This window comes from Paraburkholderia sp. MM6662-R1, from assembly GCF_050436245.1.
In the GTDB taxonomy this organism is placed as follows: domain Bacteria; phylum Pseudomonadota; class Gammaproteobacteria; order Burkholderiales; family Burkholderiaceae; genus Paraburkholderia; species Paraburkholderia tuberum.
Genome location: NZ_JBNDLV010000004.1, coordinates 1,447,546 through 1,470,910, shown reverse-complemented (window position 1 = coordinate 1,470,910; position 23,365 = coordinate 1,447,546). Strand labels below are relative to the sequence as shown.

At 63.6% G+C, this 23,365-nt stretch carries 17 protein-coding genes, 1 tRNA gene and 2 pseudogenes; 5 read left to right on the top strand and 15 right to left on the bottom strand.

Annotation, left to right across the window (positions count from 1 at the left end; translation table 11 throughout):
* Positions 1 to 19: 19 nt before the first annotated feature.
* Complete coding sequence (locus OKW39_RS36690) at positions 20 to 1,654, bottom strand: acyl-CoA synthetase (RefSeq protein ID WP_429564852.1); 1,635 nt, start codon at positions 1,652 to 1,654, stop codon at positions 20 to 22.
* A 124-nt stretch (positions 1,655 to 1,778) separates the two neighbouring features.
* Here OKW39_RS36690 and OKW39_RS36685 point away from each other — a divergent pair.
* Positions 1,779 to 2,444: pseudogene (locus OKW39_RS36685) on the top strand (Crp/Fnr family transcriptional regulator); the annotation flags it as partial.
* Positions 2,445 to 2,462: 18 nt separating this feature from the next.
* Here the strand turns inward: OKW39_RS36685 and OKW39_RS36680 are convergent.
* Positions 2,463 to 2,819 carry a transposase gene (locus OKW39_RS36680; RefSeq protein WP_429564851.1) on the bottom strand — a complete coding sequence of 119 codons (357 nt, stop codon included), beginning with the start codon at positions 2,817 to 2,819 and terminating at the stop codon, positions 2,463 to 2,465.
* 143 nt (positions 2,820 to 2,962) lie between these two features.
* Here OKW39_RS36680 and OKW39_RS36675 point away from each other — a divergent pair.
* Positions 2,963 to 3,738: pseudogene (locus OKW39_RS36675) on the top strand (porin); the annotation flags it as partial.
* Positions 3,739 to 3,889: 151 nt separating this feature from the next.
* Here OKW39_RS36675 and OKW39_RS36670 read toward each other — a convergent pair.
* The 7 genes from OKW39_RS36670 to OKW39_RS36640 form a co-directional block, all read right to left on the bottom strand.
* A complete protein-coding gene (locus OKW39_RS36670; protein WP_090808426.1) occupies positions 3,890 to 5,032 on the bottom strand; it encodes a porin in 1,143 nt (380 codons plus the stop codon).
* A gap of 1,101 nt (positions 5,033 to 6,133) precedes the next feature.
* Positions 6,134 to 6,221 (bottom strand) — tRNA-Ile (locus OKW39_RS36665).
* Between the two features lie 159 nt (positions 6,222 to 6,380).
* Positions 6,381 to 8,423 carry an RNA polymerase sigma factor RpoD gene (gene rpoD / locus OKW39_RS36660; protein WP_429564850.1) on the bottom strand — a complete coding sequence of 681 codons (2,043 nt, stop codon included), beginning with the start codon at positions 8,421 to 8,423 and terminating at the stop codon, positions 6,381 to 6,383.
* A 440-nt stretch (positions 8,424 to 8,863) separates the two neighbouring features.
* A complete protein-coding gene (dnaG, locus tag OKW39_RS36655; protein WP_090808420.1) occupies positions 8,864 to 10,744 on the bottom strand; it encodes a DNA primase in 1,881 nt (626 codons plus the stop codon).
* 117 nt (positions 10,745 to 10,861) lie between these two features.
* Complete coding sequence (locus OKW39_RS36650; protein WP_090808418.1) at positions 10,862 to 11,308, bottom strand: GatB/YqeY domain-containing protein; 447 nt, start codon at positions 11,306 to 11,308, stop codon at positions 10,862 to 10,864.
* 235 nt (positions 11,309 to 11,543) lie between these two features.
* On the bottom strand, positions 11,544 to 11,756 hold the full coding sequence (rpsU, locus tag OKW39_RS36645; protein WP_429364913.1) for a 30S ribosomal protein S21: 213 nt from the start codon (positions 11,754 to 11,756) through the stop codon (positions 11,544 to 11,546).
* Positions 11,757 to 11,805: 49 nt separating this feature from the next.
* Entirely contained in the window at positions 11,806 to 13,041 is a 1,236-nt protein-coding gene (locus OKW39_RS36640) for an NAD(P)/FAD-dependent oxidoreductase (RefSeq protein ID WP_429364912.1), read from the bottom strand.
* A gap of 145 nt (positions 13,042 to 13,186) precedes the next feature.
* On the opposite strand from OKW39_RS36640, the gene tsaD reads away from it, so the two are divergent.
* A complete protein-coding gene (tsaD, locus tag OKW39_RS36635; protein WP_184054832.1) occupies positions 13,187 to 14,215 on the top strand; it encodes a tRNA (adenosine(37)-N6)-threonylcarbamoyltransferase complex transferase subunit TsaD in 1,029 nt (342 codons plus the stop codon).
* A gap of 94 nt (positions 14,216 to 14,309) precedes the next feature.
* Here tsaD and folE2 read toward each other — a convergent pair whose 3' ends face one another.
* The 4 genes from folE2 to OKW39_RS36615 form a co-directional block, all read right to left on the bottom strand.
* On the bottom strand, positions 14,310 to 15,116 hold the full coding sequence (gene folE2 / locus OKW39_RS36630; RefSeq protein ID WP_090808410.1) for a GTP cyclohydrolase FolE2: 807 nt from the start codon (positions 15,114 to 15,116) through the stop codon (positions 14,310 to 14,312).
* 245 nt (positions 15,117 to 15,361) lie between these two features.
* Entirely contained in the window at positions 15,362 to 17,269 is a 1,908-nt protein-coding gene (gene dxs, locus OKW39_RS36625) for a 1-deoxy-D-xylulose-5-phosphate synthase (RefSeq protein ID WP_429333047.1), read from the bottom strand.
* 87 nt (positions 17,270 to 17,356) lie between these two features.
* Positions 17,357 to 18,238: a polyprenyl synthetase family protein gene (locus OKW39_RS36620; RefSeq protein ID WP_429333048.1), complete on the bottom strand. Its 882-nt coding sequence runs from the start codon at positions 18,236 to 18,238 to the stop codon at positions 17,357 to 17,359.
* Positions 18,235 to 18,543 carry an exodeoxyribonuclease VII small subunit gene (locus tag OKW39_RS36615; RefSeq protein ID WP_090808406.1) on the bottom strand — a complete coding sequence of 103 codons (309 nt, stop codon included), beginning with the start codon at positions 18,541 to 18,543 and terminating at the stop codon, positions 18,235 to 18,237. Before OKW39_RS36615 ends, OKW39_RS36620 begins: the two co-directional genes overlap by 4 nt.
* Before the next feature lie 320 nt (positions 18,544 to 18,863).
* On the opposite strand from OKW39_RS36615, the gene OKW39_RS36610 reads away from it, so the two are divergent.
* Both OKW39_RS36610 and OKW39_RS36605 read left to right on the top strand, forming a co-directional pair.
* Complete coding sequence (locus OKW39_RS36610) at positions 18,864 to 19,970, top strand: aromatic ring-hydroxylating oxygenase subunit alpha (protein WP_013092999.1); 1,107 nt, start codon at positions 18,864 to 18,866, stop codon at positions 19,968 to 19,970.
* 149 nt (positions 19,971 to 20,119) lie between these two features.
* Positions 20,120 to 20,989 carry a sulfurtransferase gene (locus OKW39_RS36605; protein ID WP_090808405.1) on the top strand — a complete coding sequence of 290 codons (870 nt, stop codon included), beginning with the start codon at positions 20,120 to 20,122 and terminating at the stop codon, positions 20,987 to 20,989.
* A gap of 50 nt (positions 20,990 to 21,039) precedes the next feature.
* On the opposite strand, the gene OKW39_RS36600 is transcribed toward OKW39_RS36605, so the two are convergent.
* Both OKW39_RS36600 and OKW39_RS36595 read right to left on the bottom strand, forming a co-directional pair.
* Positions 21,040 to 21,912 carry a dienelactone hydrolase family protein gene (locus OKW39_RS36600; protein ID WP_429564849.1) on the bottom strand — a complete coding sequence of 291 codons (873 nt, stop codon included), beginning with the start codon at positions 21,910 to 21,912 and terminating at the stop codon, positions 21,040 to 21,042.
* Between the two features lie 90 nt (positions 21,913 to 22,002).
* Positions 22,003 to 23,358 (bottom strand): NAD(P)/FAD-dependent oxidoreductase, encoded by a 1,356-nt coding sequence (locus OKW39_RS36595; RefSeq protein ID WP_429564848.1) that lies wholly within the window; start codon positions 23,356 to 23,358, stop codon positions 22,003 to 22,005.
* Positions 23,359 to 23,365 lie beyond the last annotated feature (7 nt).

The following is a 23,365-nucleotide window of genomic DNA, read 5'->3' as shown; positions in this document are numbered from 1 at the left end:
CAGCGGTAATCGCGGCGCGTTACCCTTTTCCCTCCGCCTTGATCCGCGCGCGCAACTCGAACTTCTGGATCTTCCCCGTCGACGTCTTGGGCAACTCGCCAAAGCGCACCGCCTTCGGCAACTTGTAGCCGGCCAGAAACAGCCGGCAGTGCGCGATGATTTCCTCCTCGGTCGCCTGCGCGCCTTCCTTCAACTCGATGAACGCGCACGGCACCTCGCCCCACTTCGGATCGGCCATCGCGACCACCGCCGCCACCGACACCGCGGGATGCCGGTACAGCGTGTCCTCGACCTCGATGCTCGAAATGTTCTCTCCGCCGGAAATGATAATGTCCTTGCTGCGGTCGCGGATGCGGATATAGCCGTCGGCCGAGCGCACGCCGAGATCGCCGGTATGGAACCAGCCGCCTTTGAAAGCCGCTTCGGTCGCGCGCTCGTTCTTCAGATAGCCCTTCATGCAGATGTTGCCGCGAAACATGATCTCGCCGATCGTTTCGCCGTCGTCCGGCACCGGCGCGAGCGTGTCCGCATCGAGCACCGCGACCGCCGCCTGCAGGTGATAACGCACGCCCTGGCGCGCGGTCAGGTCGGCGCGGATTTGATCGTCGAGCGCGTCCCATTCGTCCTGCTTTGCGCAGACAGCCGCCGGCCCGTAGGTTTCGGTGAGCCCGTACACGTGCGTCAGATCGAAGCCGATCTGCTTCATCTTCGCGATCACCGCGGGCGGCGGCGGGGCGCCCGCGACCATCGTCGACACGCGATGCGTGATGCCCCCGCGCCATTCGGCCGGCGCATTCACGAGCGAACTCTGTACGATCGGCGCTCCGCAGTAATGCGTGATGTGTTCGCGACGAATCAATTCGAACACGATCTTCGCGTCGAACTTGCGCAGACAGACGTTGACGCCCGCGCGGGCGGCCACCGTCCACGGAAAGCACCAGCCGTTGCAGTGAAACAGCGGCAACGTCCACAGATAGACCGCGTGCTTCGGCATGTCCCATTCGAGGATGTTGCTCAGCGCGTTCAGATACGCGCCACGGTGATGGTAGACGACGCCCTTCGGGTCACCGGTCGTGCCCGATGTGTAGTTCAGCGCGATCGCGTCCCATTCGTCGGCGGGCGGAGTCCACTCGAAGGAAGGGTCGCCGGTTTGCAGGAACTGCTCGTAGTCTGTCGCGCGAATGAACTGCGCGGCGTCGGCGGGCTGCGCGTCGGCCACGCTGATCACGCGGAGCTCCGGGAATTCTAGCGCCGCGCGATGCGCGAGCTCGCCGTATTCGGTGTCGACGATCAGCGCCTTCGCCTCACCGTGGCGCAGCATGAACAGCAGCGTCGCGACGTCGAGCCGCGTGTTCAGTGTATTCAGCACGGCGCCGGCCATCGGCACGCCGAAGTGCGCCTCGACCATCGGCGGGATGTTCGGCAGCAGCGCGGCGACCGTGTCGCCGCGGCCGATGCCGGCCTCGTGCAGCGCGCTGGCGAGCCGCCGCGCACGCTCATAGGTCTCGCGCCAGTTGCGGCGGATCTCCCCATGGACGATCGCGAGCCGCTCGCCATACACTTGCGCTGCGCGCACGAGGAAATCGATCGGCGTCAACGGGACATAATTGGCCTCGCGCCGCCCGAGGCCTTCGTCGAACATGTGCTGTGTCATTGCTTCGTCTCCTGAGGCGCGAGCCGCGCCGCCGATTGTTGACCGTGTTCTGTGAATGAACCAGGGCCTAGCCTAGCAATTGTCGTCATGAACTGTCTGTCATTCAAATGACAGAGTGGCGCGATTGTTCGTCGCGTGCGCGTGGTTTCGCGCGCTCGCCGCCGATCATCAGGCGATGGTGCTCGCCAGCGCACACGCCGAGCACTTTGAAGGCGGTGCGTGGATCGCCCGCCGCCAGCAACCGTCCGACTATTGGATCGGCGTGCACTCGGGGCTCATCAGGCTCGCTATCTACAACGCGTCGGGCCGCAGCTGCACGCTGTCGGGCGTGCCGCCGGGCGGCTGGTTCGGCGAAGGCAGCGTGATCAAGCGCGAATTGCGCAAATACGACCTGGCCGCGATCCAGCCGTCGCTCGTGATGTTCGTGCCGTCCGCGACCTTCCATGCGTTGCTCGAATCGAGTCTGCCGTTCACGGGCTTCGTGATCCGGCAATTGAACAACCGGATGGGGGAATTCATCGCGTCGATCCAGAACACCCGGCTGCTAGACGTGGACGCACGCGTCGCGCAATCGCTCGCGCAGCTGTTCAATCCGGATCTGTATCCGGACACGGGTCGCACACTGGCGATTTCACAGGAAGAAGTCGGTCTGCTCGGGGGAGTGTCGCGGCAGCGCATCAATCAGGCGCTGCAGAACCTCGAGAAGCTGCGGATTTTGCGACTGTCGTATAACCGGATCGAGGTGCTCGATCTCGAGCGGCTGGCCGCGTACGGGCGGGAACAGATCTAGCGACGCGACTGGCGCTCGCTATCCGGCGCGCACGCCGCCCTTGCGCGTCGCGCGCGTTTCGAGAGCGTCGTCGGTCTTGAACAGCGCGAGCATGATCGCGCTCAACACGCCCGTTTTTTTCCAGCGCAGATAGTAGCGATGCGCGGTCTGGTACGGGACGTAGTGCTCGGGCATTGCGCTCCACGGCGCGCGCGCGTGCAGCACCCACATCACGCTATCGAGCACGTGGCGAATTTCGATCGGCGGACGACCACGGCGCGGGCCGTCATCATGCAAGGTTTCAGGTAACAGCGGCGCGACCCGCTGCCATTGCTCGTCGGTCAGCTCCTGAACGACTGGCGAGGTCTCGATGGATTCGCAAGATGGACTATTCATGCGTGAAAGCGCGCGCGTAAAACGCGTGCTGGCGTCGCTCCGAAAGTCGTGTCGATACGTCAATTCGCTCGAGACTACTCGCAGCTTGCCTGGGAGAAAGTCAACTTTTGTCACAGGAACGGCGCGATCACCAACAGCCGCTGGGGCCTGCGCGGCTCGGAAGACCTCTGCTCGGCGATACCTACGACCCGCTCACGGTCGGCAACTACAACGAGAACTCGTGGCTGCCTGGCGCGCTCGGCGCGGGGCTTTACGCCGATAACGCGATCAGGTACACGGGCACGTTCAAAGGCCTGACGGTGGCCGCGATGTACTCATCGGCACGAACTCGGAATCGACCGGCGACGGCGGCTTCTTGGGCCAGGTGCCAGGCCATCTCGGCGCGGGCAACATGTACGGCTTCACGCAGTCGTACGCGGCGGGTCCGCTGCCGGTCGCGGCCGGCGTGCAGCAGAACAGCGACAACAGCAATCACAAGCAGACCATCTTCAACGCGAACGCGGTCTATGCGTTCAGCTCGACGAAACTGTACGTCGGCTATCTGCATTCGAAGGACGACACCGGCTTCGTCGACAACGCGCTCGCGCAGCAGACGCTCGTGCCGGGCGTCGATATCGTCAAGGGCTCGGGCCGCATCGACAACGGACCGTTCGCCGGCGTCAGGTGGCAGGCCACGCGCGCGCTGACGCTGACGGGCGCCGCGTACTACGACCACATGTCGAACGCGGCGATCGGCGCTGGTCAGCTCGGCAGTGGCTATCGCTACACGTTCGTCGCACTGGCCGAGTACGCGCTGTCGAAGCGCACCGAGGTGTACGGCACCGTCGATTTCGACAAGGTGTCGGGCGCGGCGTCGGTCGAACTGCCGGGCCGCGACAACCAGACCGGCGTTGCGCTCGGTTTGCGGACAATTTTCTGAATCGTTTCACGTCGTCATGGCAAAACGGGCGTCCCAGCGACGCCCGTTTTTTCGCCCCGCATACGGAAACCGGCTCACCGGTCTGCCGCCCGCATAAAAAAAGGTGCCGCGAACGGCACCTTTGTGTACTACAGGCAGCTTCTGCTGAAGCTTAGAAGCGGTGACGCAGACCGACCGTAGCAGCCGTCTGGTTCTTCGACGACGAGGTCGGAACCGTGTTGTCGCCGCTGTAGATCGAAGCCACGCCGCCGTCACCCATTGCGTGCTGGTACACAGCCTGAGCGTAGACGTCGGTGCGACGCGACAGCGAGTAGTCAGCCTGCAGGCCGATCTGGTGGTAACGGGTCTTCATGTCGTTACCGTCGGCGTTGATGCCGTAGCCGCGCGCGTCGGTGAACGTGTACGCGACGCCGAGAGCCATAGCCGGGGTCACGTTGTACTTGCCGTTGATTTCGTAGTTGTTGGTGTGGCCTTGACGCTGACCAGGAGCTTCACCAACCAGGTTGTCGACGCGCGATTGCGTCCATGCCACGCCAACCAGCGCCGGGCCGAAGCCGTACGAAGCGCCTGCGCCGAACTGACGCTGACGGAAATCGCCTTGCAGCACGCCCGCGGTGTTCGCCAGAACGCCGTCCGATGCGCCGCTTGCGTTAGCAGCCGGGTTGTTTTGCTGAGCGTAGGCAGCACCGAGGTGCAGGCCTTGCCACTGGTATGCGGCGCCCAAGCTGTACTGACGGTTGTTTGCGAAGCCACCAGCCTGGTTCGAGAAGCCGTACGTGCCGCCGAACGTGAAGCCAGCGTAGTTAGCGCTCGAGTACTTGACCGAGTTGTTGACCGACAGACCACCGTTGGTGTTCAGGTTGTCGTTGTTGAACGGGTGCGCGAAGTACGTGCCGCCCCAGCTGCCCGTTGCGGTCAGCGGTGCGAGGTAGTCCTGCGCTGCGTCGTACTGGCGACCCAGCGTGACCGTACCGAATTGCGAGCTCGACAGACCGACGAAGGCCTGGCGGTTGAACATGCCGTTGTTGTTAGCGTACTTGCCGTTGTTGATGTTGAAGCCGCTTTCCAACGTGAAGATTGCCTTCAGACCGCCGCCCAGATCTTCCGAACCACGCAGGCCGAACATGCTCTGGTTGATGCCGCCGCTACCTGCTGCCCACTTGGAGTTGTGGGCAACGTTGCTGGTGTACGTCAGACCTGCGTCGAGCAGACCGTACAGGGTCACGCTGCTTTGTGCGTGAGCGACCGAAGCGAACGATGCGGCAGCCGAAACGACGATGAGACTCTTTTTCATGGGAACTCCAATTCGAAAAATTTATACGGGGAGCAGGACCTGCTTCAGCAGCCGATGCATCGCATTTGCCGCCGCCCGCTTGGCCGAACTGTGGGGATCGACCGGGCACCCTTGAAGCGAAGCGTGAGTGTAGGGGGACACCCTGGTACCGACGCAGGCAATTCCCGCAACAAGATCTTTCGAAATTCGCAACAATGTTAGAGCCGATGGGGATAACTTCTTGTTTTTCCACCGTTTATTGCAAGATCGAGGGGCCGGATCGACAGCTCCAGCCAAAACGAATTTGCAACGCCTCAATATCCTGAGTTGCGCGTTTGCAACAGTGCTTTAATACGCGTGACGTAATCGGGTCGGAGCAAATTGACGAAAAGACCGGCCGATATTTTTGTAATCAAATGGTTGAAGTGACGGTTTTCCGCGTCGTTTGAGATTTATTTTTGGAGCGCCGGAACTTAATAGAGTTAAATGCAGTCATCCTCGCGCACCCGCCAATTAATGGTTTCCGGCGGGGCGATTAACTCGTCGAATCACCAAGACGGCTCATTCACCTAATCTTTATTGACCGACGCAAGCAATCGCTGCCGCCCCCGGGCGGCGCAACGGTCCCAGCCCACCGCGTCGAATCAGCATTCACTATTGAGACACTGCCATTGCGGCGGTCTTCTGATTTCTCGCTTTAGTGAGCACCCTCTGTCACGTCTTTATAAGATGCGCGCGCGATTCGAAAAAGCCTTCAGCACGGGCGTTGCCCGGAGGTGAATTGCGACGCCGACCGCCGCGTGACAAGACCCGCGCTGAAAGCGGACGGCATGCATCAACAAGCCTTCCGCATTCAATTAATGGCGGGGTTGCGCCCGCTTTTACACGGAGTTTCCCTGATTACGCGTGATCACCGCTTATGGTTGGCGCGGAGCGCGCTTAAGCGCCTCCTCGTCCGCCGGCGAGGCCCGGCGCGAGCGGGTCGGTGTCGGGTGGTGTGTGGGGCAACGGACGCGGCTCGCCGGGGTTGAGGCTGGGCACTGGGTCGCCCAGCCGAGGCAGCCGAAGGCCGCCCAAAAACAAAAAAGGGTTCCGGAATTCGGAACCCTTTTTTCGATACTTTGGTGGGCCGGGTGGGGTTCGAACCCACGATGTCCTTTCGGAGGTGGATTATGAGTCCACTGCCTGCAACCAACACGGCGTCCAGCCCAAGAAAAAAGACCCGGTCGTGAAGGCCGGGCCCGTTTCGTCGATTGGCCGACATACTACACGAAAAAGGAGCCTCCGCAACCGCTTCGCTTCGCTTCAGCGAAACGACCGGGAGGCCCCCTTTGATCGCATCATTTGCGGCCAACCGCGGCCGTCGCCGTCAATTCCCTTCGAGGAATGACTTCAGCTTGTCCGAACGGCTCGGATGACGCAGCTTGCGCAGCGCCTTCGCCTCGATCTGACGAATTCGCTCACGCGTCACGTCGAACTGCTTACCGACTTCTTCGAGCGTGTGATCCGTGCTCATCTCGATACCGAAACGCATGCGCAACACCTTCGCTTCGCGCGGCGTCAGCGAATCGAGCACGTCCTTCACGACGTCGCGCATACTCGCGTGCAACGCCGCATCCGCCGGGGCGACCGTGTTCGTATCTTCGATGAAGTCGCCCAGATGAGAATCGTCGTCGTCACCGATCGGCGTTTCCATCGAGATCGGCTCCTTCGCGATCTTCATGATCTTGCGGATCTTGTCTTCCGGCATTTCCATCTTCTCGGCCAGCGTCGCCGGATCCGGCTCGAGACCGGTTTCCTGCAGGATCTGACGCGAGATGCGGTTCATCTTGTTGATCGTTTCGATCATGTGAACCGGAATCCGGATCGTGCGCGCCTGGTCGGCGATCGAACGCGTAATGGCCTGGCGGATCCACCACGTCGCATACGTGGAGAACTTGTAGCCACGACGGTATTCGAACTTGTCCACCGCCTTCATCAGGCCGATGTTGCCTTCCTGAATCAGGTCGAGGAACTGCAGACCGCGGTTCGTGTACTTCTTCGCGATCGAGATCACGAGACGCAGGTTGGCCTCGGTCATTTCGCGCTTCGCCTGGCGCGCCTTAAGCTCGCCGGCCGCCATCTGACGGTTGGTTTCCTTCAGGTCCTTCAGCGGCAGCACCACGCGCGCCTGCAGATCGAGCAGACGTTGCTGCTGTTCGCGGATCGCCGGAATGTTGCGCGTGAGGATCGCGCTATACCCGTGACCTTCGGCGACGATCTTGTCGGCCCATTCGAGGTCCGTCTCGCTGCCCGGGAAACGCGCGATGAATTCCGCACGCGGCATGCCGCACTTGTCGACGACCGTATGCAGGATCTGACGCTCGACCTGACGCACTTCATCCACCTGCGCGCGCAGCGTGTCGCACAGACGCTCGACGGTACGCGCGGTGAAGCGGATCGTCATCAGCTCGTTCTGGATGGTTTCCTGCGCCTTCAGATACGACTTGGACTTGTAGCCTTCCTTCTCGAACGCGCGACGCATCTTGTCGAACCATTCGCTGATCGACGCGAATTTTTCGAGCGACGCGCGCCGCAGCGCTTCGAGCTGCGCGGCGTTGGCGGTGGCTTGCGCCGCGCCATCGTCTTCTTCCTCGTCCTCTTCGTCCTCTTCCTCGGCTTCCTCGTCTTCATTCTCGATCGCTTCCGCCTCCTGCGCGGAGAAGCCGTCGGCGTCTGCCGCGTCGACGTCGATCAGACCGTCGACGAGTTCGTCGATGCGCGCTTCGTCGTTGGCGACGCGCTCGGCCATCGCGAGAATGTCGGCGATCGTGGTCGGGCACGCGGAGATGGCCATCACCATGTGCTTCAGGCCGTCTTCGATGCGCTTCGCGATTTCGATTTCGCCTTCACGCGTAAGCAGCTCGACCGTGCCCATTTCGCGCATGTACATACGCACGGGATCGGTGGTGCGGCCAAATTCGGAGTCGACGGTGGACAGCGCGACTTCAGCTTCCTCTTCGACTTCGTCGTCTGACGAAGCCGCGGGCGCGTTGTCGTTGAGCAGCAGCGTTTCAGCGTCCGGGGCCTGTTCGTAGACCGCGACGCCCATGTCGTTGAACGTGCTGATGATGCCTTCGATCGCCTCGGTCTCGGTGAAGTTGTCCGGCAGGTGATCGTTGATTTCAGCGTACGTGAGGAAGCCGCGCTCCTTGCCGAGCTTGATCAGGGCGCGCAGCTTGGAGCGACGCTCCTCGAGTTCCTCCACCGTGCCAGGCTGCGACGACGCGAACGCATCCTTCAGCAGCGCTTTTTCCTTTGCACGACGGTCGCGAGCCTTGACCTTCTCCGGCTTGCCCGGTGCGGCAGCAGCGGTTTCTTCGGTCTGGGTTGCATCGTCATCGACGGGTACTTCATTCAGCTTTTTCGTCATGGAGTTCGCCGTACCAGGCTGTAGTCTCGACCCCCGGCTGTTGGACAACAGCCGGTTGAACCGTGGATACTGAAGTCACGCGCGCTACCGCATCGTCCTGAACGGCAGCCGCTTCCCTTGCGCTTCTGACACCCGCCCGCTTGGCAGCCGGCGGTGCTACAGCTTTCGCCGCCCGAACCGGTGCGGCCTGCGCGGCCGCAGTGGTCGACGACTTCTTCCCGGCAGCCGGTGCAACGCTGACAACAGACGTTCTTCTGGCGGATGCAGTCAGCCTGGCTTCGGTAACTTTTCCGGTGCGCTCTTTAGCGCGTGAGCCCGTTGCATGATTTCCGCCTGTCGTCTTTGCCATCGCATCGCCTTTCGCCTTTGCTAGGAAAACCCTTGAAAAAACAAACCGCTAGAAACTTTTGATTATACCACCCGAGGTTTCGGCCTCTCCGCTACAGCCCGAGTTGACGCTTCATGTCGGCCCGCTTCCGGTTGAGCTCCGAAAACTCGGCAAACTCTTCCGGCGTATGCCGCGACTGTCGCGAAAGCTGCTCGAGACGATCGCAATAAGCGTCGTATCGCATCTTCAAAATCGCGGCTTTCAGCTCCTCGCCGACAATTCGTTCCTGCTCGCGCCGTTCCTCGATGACGGCCGCGTCCTGCGGGTCTTTCAGCAGCAAATCCCGGACGTTTTCATCATAGTCTAGAATTTTGCGAAAGATTTCCTCGAAAGTTGGGGCGTTCGCGCCATTTCGCAAGAGATCGGACAACAACTGGAACGCTGCCGAATCGCCTAGGGCTCGCGCGTGCGTCGTCACTTCCGCGAACAGTTCGCCGTGCCGGGTCACGGTGAGCAGCGCCTCTTCGGCCGCTTCGTCGAGCATCGCGACCGTGCGCGGATACATCACCAGATTGCGCAGCGTCTTTTCCTCGATGCCGGTCACGCTGCGCCGGTCCTTGCGGGCCGGCGCCCTGCGCGACGCGGCCGCGATCCGCGCGTCGACTTCGCAAAGCGCCGCGACTTCGCTGAATGGCACATCGAGCCGGTCTGCGAACATATGCATGATCTGCGCGCGCAGCGCATTGGCCGGCAACGCCTGCAGCAGCGGTTTCGCGTCGAACAGCGCGCGGGCCTTGCCTTCGGGCTGATCGAGCTCCTTGCCGGTCAACACCTCGTTGAGCATGAACTGCGACAACGGCATCGCCCGTTCGACCTGCTCGGCGAAAGCCTCGGTGCCGAACTCGCGCACGTAGCTGTCGGGATCATGCTCGCTGGGCAGGAACAGGAAACGGATCGTCCGGTTGTCGGCGGCGTGCGGCAGGCACGCATCGAGCGCGCGACGCGCGGCGCGCCGGCCGGCCGCGTCGCCGTCGAAACTGAAGATGACCGTATCGGTCTGGCGCATCAGTTTCTGCACATGAATCGGCGTGCAAGCGGTGCCGAGGGTCGCGACGGCGTTCTGGAAGCCCAATTGGGCCAGCGCGACCACGTCCATATAACCTTCGACGACCAGCACGTAATGTTGCTCTCGAATCGCAAGGCGCGCCTCGAACAGCCCATACAGCTCGCTGCCCTTGTTAAATAGCGGCGTTTCTGGTGAATTCAAATACTTTGGCTCGCCGCCGTCGAGCACGCGGCCGCCGAAGCCGATCACCTGCCCTTTGACATTGCGGATCGGGAACATGATCCGCTCGCGAAAGCGGTCGTAGCGGCGGTTCTGACCCTGCGCGTCCGACTTTTCGCTGACGATCACGAGACCCGCTTCGACCAGGGCGTCGTCGCGATAGTTCGGGAACGCCGCCTCGAGGTTTTGCCACCCGTCCGGCGCATAGCCGAGACCGAAGCGCGCGGCGACTTCGCCGGTCAGGCCGCGCTTCTTCAAATATTGGATCGCGCCCGGCGCACCGCGCAGTTGCTTACGGTAGTAGTCGCAGGCGGTCTGCATGAGATCGGACAGCGCGGTTGTCACGGCCTTCGATGCCGCCGGCGCGTGGCCGCCGCCAGCTCCGCCACCACCGCCGCCGCCATATCCGGGAGAAGCCTCGTGCGGTACGGTGAGACCCACCGATTGCGCGAGCTCGTTGACCGCTTCGGGAAACGACGCGCCCACGTGTTCCATCAGGAAACCGATGGCCGTACCATGCGCACCGCAGCCGAAGCAGTGATAAAACTGTTTAGTCGGACTAACCGTAAACGAGGGGCTCTTCTCGTTGTGAAACGGGCACAGCCCCATGAAGTTCGCGCCGCCCTTTTTCAGCTGCACATACCGGCCGACCACGTCGACGATATCGACGCGGTTGAGCAGGTCCTGCAGGAATGACGGTGGGATCACAGTAAATGACGCTGCCTGGAAAGCTTCAAAATCCAAGCCCGGAGCGCGGGCTCGACACCGCGCCCGGGTCCCGCGCCTCGCCTTCAGGAGGCGCGCGACCCGGACAAATCGACAGAGTTACTTAGCGAGCGCGGCCTTGACCTGTGCGGAGACGGCGGTCATGTCGGCGCGGCCGGCCAGCTTCGGCTTCAGCACGCCCATCACCTTGCCCATGTCCTGCGGGCCGGCAGCGCCGGTTTGCGCGACCGCCGCCTGCACCTCGGCAACGATTTCCGCTTCGGACATCTGCTCAGGCATGTACGCGGAAAGAATGGCCAACTCGGCCTTTTCCTTGTCCGCAAGATCCGTACGTCCTGCGGCCTCGAACTGGCTGATCGAATCCTTGCGCTGCTTGATCATCTTGTCGACGACGGAGGTTATGGCGGCATCGTCGAGCGTGACCCGCTCATCGACTTCACGCTGCTTGATCGCGGCGAGCAGCAGGCGGATCGTCCCGAGACGTTCGGTCTCGCGCGCCCGCATGGCAGCTTTCATATCGTCGTTGATCCGGTCCTTGAGACTCATCACTCACCTGAATTGCGTTGAAAAGTTGAAAAACCGGCCGGTCGACGGCGGCGACACCGCCGCATCAGCACAAAAACCCGCTTGGGACGTCTTCCTCAAGCGGGTTGGCGCAATTTTGCGTAGTGGATGCGACCCTGCCGGTTGGCCCGATGGGCCAGGTTTGCCATGATGACACCTGTCGTGCCGCCATCGGCTTGGATGCTGCCGCGCCGCGTACAGCGGGGCAACGCCAGAATCAGTAGAGCTTCCTTGGCAGCATCTGGCCACGCAGACGCTTGAAATGACGCTTCACCGCCGCCGCTTTCTTGCGCTTGCGTTCGGCTGTGGGTTTCTCGTAAAACTCGCGAGCGCGAAGTTCCGTCAGTAAGCCGTTTTTCTCCATGCTGCGCTTGAAACGGCGCATGGCGACTTCGAACGGCTCATTGTCTTTTACGCGGACGGTCGTCATTTTTCAATAACGGAACTTTGTAAAGGTTCAGGAGTATAGCAGAGCTTTCTCACAAAGCCATTGCGCCGTCAAGCCCCCGGGCATATTCGGCCGCCGCCTCGCCCGCCGCGACACCCGACGCCCACGCCCACTGGAAGTTGTAGCCGCCGAGCCAACCGGTCACGTCGACCGCCTCGCCGATGAAGTAGAGGCCCGGCACCCGCGCGCTCATCATCGTGGTCGATGACAAACCGCGCGTATCGACCCCGCCGCGCGTCACTTCGGCCTTGCGATAACCCTCGGTGCCGTTCGGCGTGAGGGTCCAGCGCGACAGCGCCTCACCGATGCCGCGCAGCGCCTTGTCCGGCAGATCGGCGACGCGGGCCTCGGCGGCCACCTGGTGAGTGTCGAGCCACACATGCGCGAGCCGCTGCGGCACCCATTCCGATAGCAGATTGGCGATCTGCCGCTTCGTGCCGCTTTTCGCGTCGATGAGCGCAGTCGCGGCGTCGCGCTCCGGCAGCAGATTGATGTGAATCGGCTCGCTGGGCTGCCAGTAGCTCGAGATCTGCAGCACGCCTGGGCCCGACAGGCCGCGGTGCGTAAGCAGCAGATCTTCGGTGAATTCGGCGCCGGTCTTCGTATTGCCAGTCGACAGCTGTACTTCAAGCGACACGCCCGATAGCGCCGCGAACGGCTCCCAGTCGGCCGGAGCGAAGGTCAGCGGAACCAGCGCGGGACGCGTGTCGATCAACTTGTGGCCGAACTGCCTGGCGATCCGGTATGCGAAATCGGTCGCGCCGATCTTCGGGATCGACAGACCGCCCGTCGCGATCACGAGCGCACAGGCGGCGATCGTGCCCGCCGTCGTGCCGAGCAGGAACTGTCCTTCGGCGTCCTGGCGCACCTCTTCGACCGACAGCGGCGTGCGCCATGCAACCCCACCGGCGTCGCACTCGTTCTTCAGCACGTCGATGACCGCGTCGCTCGACTGATCGCAGAACAGCTGGCCCTTGTGCTTCTCGTGCCATGTCACGCGATGCTGCTTCAGCAGCGCCATGAAATCGCGCGGCGTATAGCGCGCGAGCGCCGAGCGGCAAAAATGCGGATTTGCCGACAGATAATTGGCCGGCCCCGCATACAGATTCGTGAAGTTGCACCGGCCACCGCCGGAAATGCGGATTTTTTCCGCGAGACGCTGCGAGTGGTCGATCAGCGCCACACGCCGGCCGAGTTGACCGGCCACGGCCGCGCACATCATGCCGGCCGCGCCCGCGCCGATCACCGCGATATCGAAGGATTCCATGGGGCCGCATTGTACCTGCCGGGCCCTCGCATCCATGCCCGTGCTCAGGCGGCCGCCTGCGGCCGCCTGTCCGCGCTGGTATACTTTCGGGCTTACCTTTCACTTCCGGACGCGCGTCGCGCGCGCCCGTCTCAAGCGATTCATCATGCTCGTTCTCGGCATCGAAAGCTCCTGCGACGAAACCGGTCTCGCGCTCTACGACACGGAGCGCGGCCTGCTCGCGCACGCGCTGCATTCGCAGATTGCGATGCATCGGGAGTACGGCGGCGTCGTGCCGGAGCTTGCATCGCGCGACCATATCCGCCGCGCGCTGCCGCTGCTCGAAGAGGTGATGGAGCGCGCCGGCGTCGCGCGCGGCGACATCGACGCGATCGCTTACACGCAAGGGCCCGGGCTCGCGGGCGCGCTGCTGGTCGGCGCGAGCGTCGCGAATTCGCTGGCGATGGCGTGGAACAAGCCGACCGTGGGCATTCACCATCTCGAAGGGCATCTGCTGTCGCCGCTGCTCGTCGACGAGCCGCCGCCGTTCCCGTTCGTCGCGCTGCTGGTCTCGGGCGGCCACACGCAGTTGATGCGCGTGACGGACGTCGGCTTCTACGAGACGCTCGGCGAGACGCTCGACGACGCCGCCGGCGAAGCCTTCGACAAAACCGCCAAGCTGCTGGGCCTCGGCTATCCGGGCGGCCCCGAAGTCTCGCGCATGGCCGAGTTCGGTACACCCGGCGCAGTCGTGCTGCCGCGCCCGATGCTGCATTCCGGCGACCTCGATTTCAGCTTCAGCGGCCTGAAGACCGCCGTGCTCACGCACGCGAACCGGCTGGGCGGCGCGAACATCTGCGAGCAGGCCAAGGCCGACCTCGCGCGCGGTTTCGTCGATGCCGCCGTCGACGTGCTGGCCGCGAAATCTCTAGCGGCGCTCAAGCGCACGAAGCTGAACCGGCTGGTGGTGGCGGGCGGCGTCGGCGCGAACCGGCAATTGCGCGAAGCGCTGTCGGCCGCCGCGCAGAAGCGCAATTTCTACGTCCACTACCCGGACCTGTCGCTGTGCACGGACAACGGGGCGATGATCGCGCTGGCCGGCGCGCTGCGTTTGCAACGCTGGCCCGAACAGGCCGGCCACGACTACGCGTTCACCGTGAAGCCGCGTTGGGATCTGACGTCGCTCGCGCACTGAACCGCCGCCCCAAGAGGACAAAAAGCCGCTTTACAAGCGGCTTTTTTGCTTCAATGCTTTCGCAACGACACGGCGTGGAGCGATCAGGAACGTATCAGGCGAGGCGCTTGTCCCGCTCGATCACCGCATACGCGCTGTGATTGTGAATCGACTCGAAGTTCTCCGCTTCGAGCACATACGCGACGATGCGCTCGTCGGCATTCAGACGCTGGGCAACGTCGCGCACGAGATCTTCGACGAACTTCGGATTTTCATACGCGCGCTCGGTGACGAACTTCTCGTCCGGGCGCTTGAGCAGGCCCCACAGTTCACACGACGCTTCTTCCTCGGCGATACGGATCAACTCTTCGACAGCGACGTCGCCGTTCAGCTCGGCATCGATCGTCACGTGCGAACGCTGATTGTGCGCGCCGTACTGCGAGATCTTCTTCGAGCACGGGCACAGGCTCGTGACCGGCACCAGCACCTTCAGGAACACCCGCGTCGCGCCATGGCGGGTCTCGCCGGTCAGCGTGACTTCATAATCGAGCAAGCTCTGCACGCCCGACACCGGCGCGGTCTTGTTCACGAAGTACGGGAACGACACTTCGATGCGGCCCGCCTCCGCCTCGAGTTTTTCAAGCATAGCCGCGAGCATCGTGCGGAACGTGGCCGGTTCGAGCGGCGCCTTGTTCTCTTCGAGCAACGCGACGAAGCGCGACATGTGGGTGCCCTTCTGCTCGGCCGGCAGATGCACGTCGAGATTCCACGTGCCGACCGACGGCTGCACTTCGCCACCTTGCGTGCGAATTGTCAACGGATGACGCACGCCCCTCACGCCGACCCGCTGGATCGGAATCTGGCGCATGTCGGGGGTGCTTTGCACGTCGGGCATCACGAAAGCGGGATTCATCTGATTCATTCTTTTGTCCTTTCTGGAAAGCGCCGGGCTGCGCCAAGGTTTCGCTGCATCGGCGACTATCGCGCAGCGAGTGCGAGGCACCCAACGGCCACGCGGATCAGTGCGCGCAACGGCGAACGCCGGCTCGCGCCGGCGTTGGGTGACGGCCCACAACACCCGTCGGTTCAAACTGGAGATTGCCGAAGCCGCCGTCGCATGACGGCGGCATGAGTCGAACCTACGACGGCACGACAGCCGACAGCGCTTTACGCGACGCGCTTCACGGACGACTGACCGCCGACCGCGCCGCTCGCAAGGAAGCGTTCGCGGATCGACCGGGCGATACCCGCGGCGTCGAGACCGCACGCGGCGAGCAGCTTGGCCGGGTCCCCGTGATCGATGAACCGATCGGGGAGGCCCAATTGTAGTACGGGGCGCATAACCCCACTCGCGAGCAGGGCTTCGACGCACGCCGAACCCGCGCCACCCATGATGGAGCCTTCCTCGACGGTGACGATCGCGTCGTGCGTCTCGGCCAGCTTGCGCACGAGTTCGGTGTCGAGCGGCTTCACGAAGCGCATGTTCGCGACGGTGGCGTCGAGTTGCTCAGCAGCCGCGAGCGACGGCGCGACCATCGTGCCGAACGCGAGAATCGCGATGCGCTTGCCGGCCTGCGCCGACGTCTCGCGACGCACTTCGCCCTTGCCGAGCGGCAACGCGGCCATCTGCTTGACCGTTGCGACCCCGGTACCCGCGCCGCGCGGGTAGCGCACAGCGGTCGGATGCGACTGCTGCAACGCGGTGTACAGCATCTGGCGGCACTCGTTTTCGTCAGACGGCGCCATCACGGTCATGTTCGGAATACAACGCATGAACGCGAGGTCGTACGCGCCCGCATGCGTCGCGCCGTCCGCACCAACGAGACCCGCACGATCGATTGCGAACACCACCGGCAGGTTTTGCAGCGCGACGTCGTGAATCAGCTGGTCATATGCGCGTTGCAGAAAGGTCGAATAGATCGCGACGACAGGCTTCATGCCGTCCGCGGCAAGGCCGCCCGCGAACGTCACCGCGTGCTGCTCGGCGATGCCGACGTCGAAGTAACGATCCGGGAAGCGCTTTTCGAACTCGACCATGCCCGAGCCTTCACGCATTGCCGGCGTAATGCCGATCACGCGCGAGTCGAGCTCGGCCGCGTCGCACAGCCACTCGCCGAACACCTGCGTGTAGGTCTTTTTCGACGGCGTCGCGGCCGGTTTGATACCCTCGGCCGGATTGAACTTGCCGGGGCCGTGGTACAGCACCGGATCAGCCTCGGCCAGCTTGTAGCCCTGGCCTTTCTTCGTGACCACGTGCAGGAATTGCGGCCCGCGCAGTTCCTTGATGTTTTGCAGCGTCGGAATCAGCGAATCGAGATCGTGACCGTCGATCGGTCCAATGTAGTTGAAGCCAAACTCTTCGAACAGCGTCGCCGGCACGATCATGCCCTTCGCGTGCTCCTCGAGCTTGCGCGCGAGATCGAGCACCGGCGGCGCGACGCGCAGCACGCGCTCGACGCCCGCGCGCGCGGCCGCATAGAAGCGCCCGGACATCAGACGCGCGAGATGGCGATTCAGCGCGCCGACCGGCGGCGAGATCGACATGTCGTTGTCGTTGAGGATCACGAGCAGCGGCACGTCGTCTTCGACGCCCGCGTTGTTCATTGCCTCGAAGGCCATGCCGGCCGTCATCGCGCCGTCGCCGATCACGGCGATGCCCATGCGGTTGTCGCCTTGCAGCTTGCTCGCGATCGCCATGCCGAGCGCGGCCGAAATCGACGTGCTCGAGTGCGCGGTGCCGAAGGTGTCGTATTCCGATTCGTCGCGCTTCGGGAAGCCCGAGATGCCGCCCAACTGACGCAGCGTGTGCATCTGGTCGCGACGACCGGTCAGGATCTTGTGCGGATAGGTCTGATGGCCGACGTCCCAGACGATCCGGTCATGCGGCGTATCGAAGACGTAGTGCAGCGCGATGGTCAACTCGACCGTGCCGAGGTTGGACGAGAGATGGCCGCCCGTCTGCGATACGCTGTCGAGCACGAAGGCACGCAACTCGTCGGCAAGCGGTTGCAATTGGCGGCGATCGAGGCGGCGCAGGGCTGCCGGGTCGTCGATGGTTTTCAGCAAGTCGTACATCGTCGTTCCATTGTAGGAAAACTTACGCGCCCGCACTTCATACATGCACCCCGGGGATGGAGGGTGCGCGGCGGCGGGCTTTCGCGTTCAGCTGACCCGGTTCACCACCAGGTCGGCCAGTTCGGCAAGACGCTGCGCGCGCGCGCCGAACGGCGCGAGCGCGGCGTGCGCGTCGCTGCGCAGTTGCGCCGCGAGCGCGCGCGACGCGTCGAGCCCAATAATCGACACGTAGGTCGGCTTGCCGTCCTTCGCGTCCTTGCCGGCGGTCTTGCCGAGCGTTGCGGAGTCGGTCGTGACGTCGAGAATGTCGTCGACGACCTGAAACGCGAGACCGACCGCGGCGGCGTAGGCGTCGAGCGACGCCAGACCCTGCGCGTGCGGCGTCTCGCCGGCCAATGCGCCCATGCGCACGGCCGCGCGCAGCAGCGCGCCGGTCTTCATGCGATGCATGGTCTCGAGCTGCGGGCGGCTCAGCGTGTGGCCGACGCTCGCCAGATCGATGGCCTGGCCGCCGCACATGCCGATCGAGCCGCTTGCGAGCGCGAGTTCGCGTACGAGCGAGGCCTGCTGCGGCCGGCCGAGTACGTCGGACGTGAGCACGATGAATGCTTGCGACTGCAGCGCGTCGCCGACCAGCAGCGCGGTCGCTTCGTCATACTTGACGTGGACCGTCGGCTTGCCGCGGCGCAGTTCGTCGTCGTCCATGCAGGGCATATCGTCGTGCACAAGCGAGTACACGTGAATCATTTCCAGCGCCGCCGCCGCCGCATCGAGGCATTCGGCACGCGCGCCGGTCAGCTCGCCGGCCGCGTGGCACAGGAGCGGCCGCACCCGCTTGCCGCCGCCGAGCACCGCATAGCGCATCGCCTCGTGCAGCCTGGCGGGTTCGGTCGTCTCGGCCGGCAGATAGTGTTCCAGAGCCGTTTCGACGCGTTCGAGCACCGAGCGCGTCCATTGTTCGAATGTCATAGGTCGTCCCCGCTCTCAGTCGCGGCTGTTCCTGCGGTATTCATGGGCAGCGGCTTGAGGGTCTCGCCATCGAGGACCCGCACCTGCTGCTCGACCTTTTCGAGCTGCTGTTGACAGAATGCGACAAGTGCCGCCCCGCGACGGTAAGCGGCCAGCGATTCCTCGAGGCTCAGACTGCCGCCTTCCATGCGCGCGACGAGCTCTTCCAGTTCGGTCTGCGCGGCCTCGTAGTTCTCCGGCAGCGGCGCGCTATCGCCGCTTTCGGCTGGTGCGGCGGCGGAATCGTTCGATGCGGTCTTCGCCATGAATAGTCGCAAAATTAAAACAAGTCGGACATTCTACGGCAAAAGCGACATTTTCGATCCGCCCGCCGGCCTGCGCCCCGCCGTGCTGTCTCGCTTCGAGCCTGTCCGATGCACACCCTTGCCCCGCTTCGACCCTGAAGTCTCGCAGAAAAAAAGCTCGAGGTCTGCGGCGAAAATGCCGAACTTTCTTGACATTTTTAACCCAAATCAGGGACTTAAGTGCCCCTGTCACAGGGAAACGGGTATAATTGCGGGCTCCCTAAATCGAATCTTCGATGGTTGGGTTGTTCACTGCTTTCACGTCTTCATCGGGAGTGGGAATGTCCAATCTGAGCAATGCATTGCAGTTGCGGTCTGTTCATAGCCAGCTGCCAGTCACGGCTTACTTTGACGAAGCGCTTCTTACGCGCGAAATCGACACCCTTTTCAAGAAAGGTCCTCGCTACATCGGCCACGATCTCATGGTGCCCGAAGCGGGGGATTATTTTGCCTTGCCCAGCGAACGCGAGGGGCGGGTACTCGTCCGTAACCAGCAGTCGCAAGTCGAGTTGCTGTCGAACGTGTGCCGCCACCGGCAAGCCATCATGCTCAACGGCCGCGGCCAGACGCAGAACATCGTCTGTCCGCTGCATCGCTGGACGTACGACCTGAAGGGCGAGCTGCTCGGCGCGCCACATTTCGCCGACAACCCGTGCCTGAATCTCGGCGCCACGCCACTGCAGAACTGGCAGGGTCTGCTGTTCGAGGCCCAAGGTCGGGACGTCGCGAAAGATCTCGCACGCCTCGGCACCAAGCGCCATTTCGATTTCTCGGGCTTCATGTTCGATCACGTCGAAGTCCATGAGTGCAACTACAACTGGAAGACCTTCATCGAGGTCTATCTGGAGGACTATCACGTCGCACCGTTCCATCCGGGCCTCGGCAGCTTCGTCAATTGCGACGATCTGACGTGGGAGTTCGGCGACTGGTACAGCGTGCAGACGGTCGGTGTGCACAAGGCGCTCGAGCAACCGGGCAGCCCGACGTATCGCAAGTGGCACGACGAAGTGCTGCGCTTTCGCGACGGCAATCCGCCCGAGTTCGGCGCGATCTGGATGGTGTACTACCCGGGCATCATGATCGAGTGGTATCCGCACGTGCTGGTCGTGTCGTGGCTGATTCCGCGCGGTCCGCAGAAGACCACCAACGTGGTGGAGTTCTATTACCCCGAGGAAATCGCGCTGTTCGAGCGCGACTTCGTCGAAGCCGAGCGCGCCGCCTATATGGAGACAGCCCGCGAAGACGACGAGATCGCCGAGCGCATGGACGCCGGCCGCCTCGCGTTGATGGAGCGCGGCGAATCACAGGTCGGACCGTATCAGAGCCCGATGGAAGACGGTATGCAGCACTTCCACGAGTTTCTGCGGCGCGAACTCGGCACGATCTGATCCGCGCCGCGTGGCGCATCGATCGACTCAAGGAAAGACGGGCTTCGACCCGTCTTTTTTTGTTTAGACTACCGATATAGACCGGCCATGCGCCAGCCGCGTGAACCACGCGGCCCGCAGCCGCCATCGCCCGTATCGAGGAGACGCTCATGCCCCACACTCATTACACCACCCTGATCTCCGCGACCAATCTTGCCGAGCGGCTCACGGCCGCGCCGGGCAGCGTGTTCGTGATCGACTGCCGGTTCGACCTCGCCGATACCGACGCGGGCGAGAAAGCCTGGCTGGCCGGCCATCTGCCGGGGGCGCACTATCTGCATCTCGATCGCGATCTGTCCGGGCCGAAGAACGGCTCGAACGGCCGGCATCCGCTGCCCGATCGCGCGCGGCTCGTCGAAACGCTGGAGTCGCGGGGACTGAAGCAAGGTCAACAGGTCGTCGCATATGACGCACAAGGCGGCATGTACGCGGCGCGCGTCTGGTGGCTGTTGCGCTGGCTCGGTCACGACGCGGTCGCGCTGCTCGACGGCGGGCTGCAGGCATGGGAAGCGGCTGGCCAACCGCTGACGCAGGACGTGCCCGCGCAGAACACCGGCGACTTCAAGGCGGCCGCGCCGCTCGCCGTGACCATCGATACCCAGGCGGTCGAGCGCAACCTCGGTTCGAAGGAGCGAATCGTCGTCGATGCGCGCGCGGCCGATCGCTATCGCGGCGAAAACGAGACGCTCGACCGCGTCGGCGGCCATATCCCGGGCGCGCTGAACCGCTTCTTCAAGGACAACCTGACCCCCGACGGCCGCTTCAAGCCGGCGCACACACTGCGTGAGGAATTCCACGCGCTGCTCGGCGACACGCCGCCCGAACACGTGGTGCTGCAATGCGGCTCGGGCGTGACCGCCTGCATCAATTCGCTTGCGATGGAGGTTGCCGGCCTGCATGGTTCAGCGTTGTACGCGGGCTCCTGGAGCGAATGGAGTTCCGACCCGAAACGGCCGGTGGCGACGGGGGCGAAACCTTGAGCGCGAGCCGCCGCAAGTCGTAACCAGACGCGAGGAATTCGAGCAGCGCTTCAAGCCACGCCGTGCTGCTTGAACCACACGAGCGCGCGACGCCAGCCATCCTCGGCATCGGCCTTCTTGTAGCTCGGACGGTAATCGGCGAAAAACGCGTGACCTGCGTCGTCATATACCACGAACTGCGAGCCGCGTCCCGCTTGCGGCCCTTGCGCGATCGCCTGCTTCATCTGCTCGAGCGTGTCCTGCGGAATGCTTTGATCCTGGCGTCCATACAAGCCGAGCACAGGCGCATGCAGGTCGGGGACGAGATCGAGCGGATTGGCCGGCGTCATCGCGTTCTTCGCGCCGGTCACGCGACCATACCAGGCGACGCCTGCCTTCACGCGCGGATTGTGCTCGGCATACAGCCACGAGATGCGCCCGCCCCAGCAGAAGCCGTTCACGCCGAGCCGGTTGAGGTCGCCGCCATTCTCGCCGGCCCACGCGGCGGCCGCGTCGAGGTCGGCCAACACCTGCTCGTCGGGCACCTTGCTGACCAGTTGCTCGTTGAGTTGCTGCATGCTCGTGTAGACAGTCGGATCGCCCTCGCGCTCGTACAGGTTCGGCGCGATCGCCAGATAGCCCTGCTTCGCGAAGCGCCGGCAGACGTCGGCGATATGCTCGTGCACGCCGAAGATTTCATGCACGACGAGGATCACCGGCAGATGCGTCTTGCCCTTCGGCTGCGCGCGATAAGCCGGTATCAGCGTACCGCCCGAATGGAACGCCACTTCCCCTGCTTCGAGACCGTCGCTATCGGTATGGATGGTTTGCGCCGAGACTGGCAGCACCGCCGCCGCGAAGCCGGAGCCCAGCGTCGCCTTGATGAAGGTGCGCCGATCGAAAGGAACGTGCGGGATCAGACAGTCGACTTCAGGCTTCAGCACGGGGCGCTCCTCGAAGTACTGTTAGAGGCAACAGGATACGCCTTGCGCGCATCCCGTTGCACATTCAACTGAGGAGATCGTCCGCGCGCGTCAGTGCAACTTGACGCGCGGCAGCGTCGTACGGTGCAACCAGTGCGCGAAGGTGTCGAGCACCATGCGCGGATAGCCGTGCAGCGCCGCGATATGCAGCCGGTACAGCGACATGTACATGAAGCGCGCGAACAGCCCTTCGATCAGCATATTGCCGCCAATCACCCCGCCCATCAGATTGCCGACCGCGCTGAAATGGCCGAGCGAGACCAGCGAGCCGAAGTCGCGATAAGTGAATTCTGGTTGTGGCCTGTTGTCGAGGCGCGCCGCCAGTCCTTTCATCAGAAAGCTCGCCTGCTGATGCGCGGCCTGCGCGCGCGGCGGCACGTTGCGCTCGTTGCCCGGCCACTCGCAGGCCGCGCAGTCGCCGAGCGCGAAGATGTTGTCGTCGATCCCGGTTTGCAGCGTACGGCGCACGACCAGCTGGCCGAGCCGGTTGACCGGCAAGCCGTCGAGCTGACCGAGCACCGCCGGCGCCTTGATGCCCGCCGCCCACACGGTCAGATCGGCCCGCACGGTGTGACCGCTCGCGGTGCGGATGTAGCCCGGCGCGACCTCGGCCACCGTCTCGCCGATCATCAGCTTCACGCCGAGCCTGGTCAGCAATTCGGCGGTGGCCGTGGAAACGCGCTCCTGCAACGCGGGCAGAATGCGCGGCCCCGCCTCGATCAGCACGATGCCGACGTCATGCCGCGGATCGAGCTTGTGCAAGCCATACGCGGACAACACCTGCGCGGTATTGCGCAACTCCGCCGACAACTCGACCCCCGTCGCGCCGCCGCCGACGATCGCCACCTGAATGCGCGGCTCGCTGGACGTCCACGTGCCGGGTCCCGGTCTCGACTCGACGGGTTCGTGCGCCTGATGCTCGGCGCGCATGCACGCCGCGATCAGGCGCTTGCGGAAACGCTCTGCCTCGCTAACCGTATCCAGTGCGATGGAGAATTCGGCCGCTCCCTTGACGCCGAAGAAGGCCGTGGTACTGCCGATCGCGATGATCAGCGTGTCGTACTCGAGCTCGCGTTCGGGCAGCAGTTCAGCGCCGTCGTCGTCCAGCACGGTGCCGAGCGTAATGCGTCGGTTCGTGCGGTCGAGTGCGGTCAGGTCGCCTTGCTGGAATGCGAAGCCATGCCAGCGCGCCTGCGCCGCGTACGGTAGCTCCTGCGTGAACGGGTCCATGCTGCCCGCCGCCACCTCGTGCAGCAGCGGCTTCCAGACATGCGTCGGATAGCGGTCGACCAGCGTGACCTGGGCCTGCGCGCTGCGCCCCTTCTTGTCGGCCCCATAGCGATCGCCAAGACGCGTCGCCAGTTCCAATCCTCCCGCACCTCCGCCAACGACGATAAATCGATGCATTGCACTT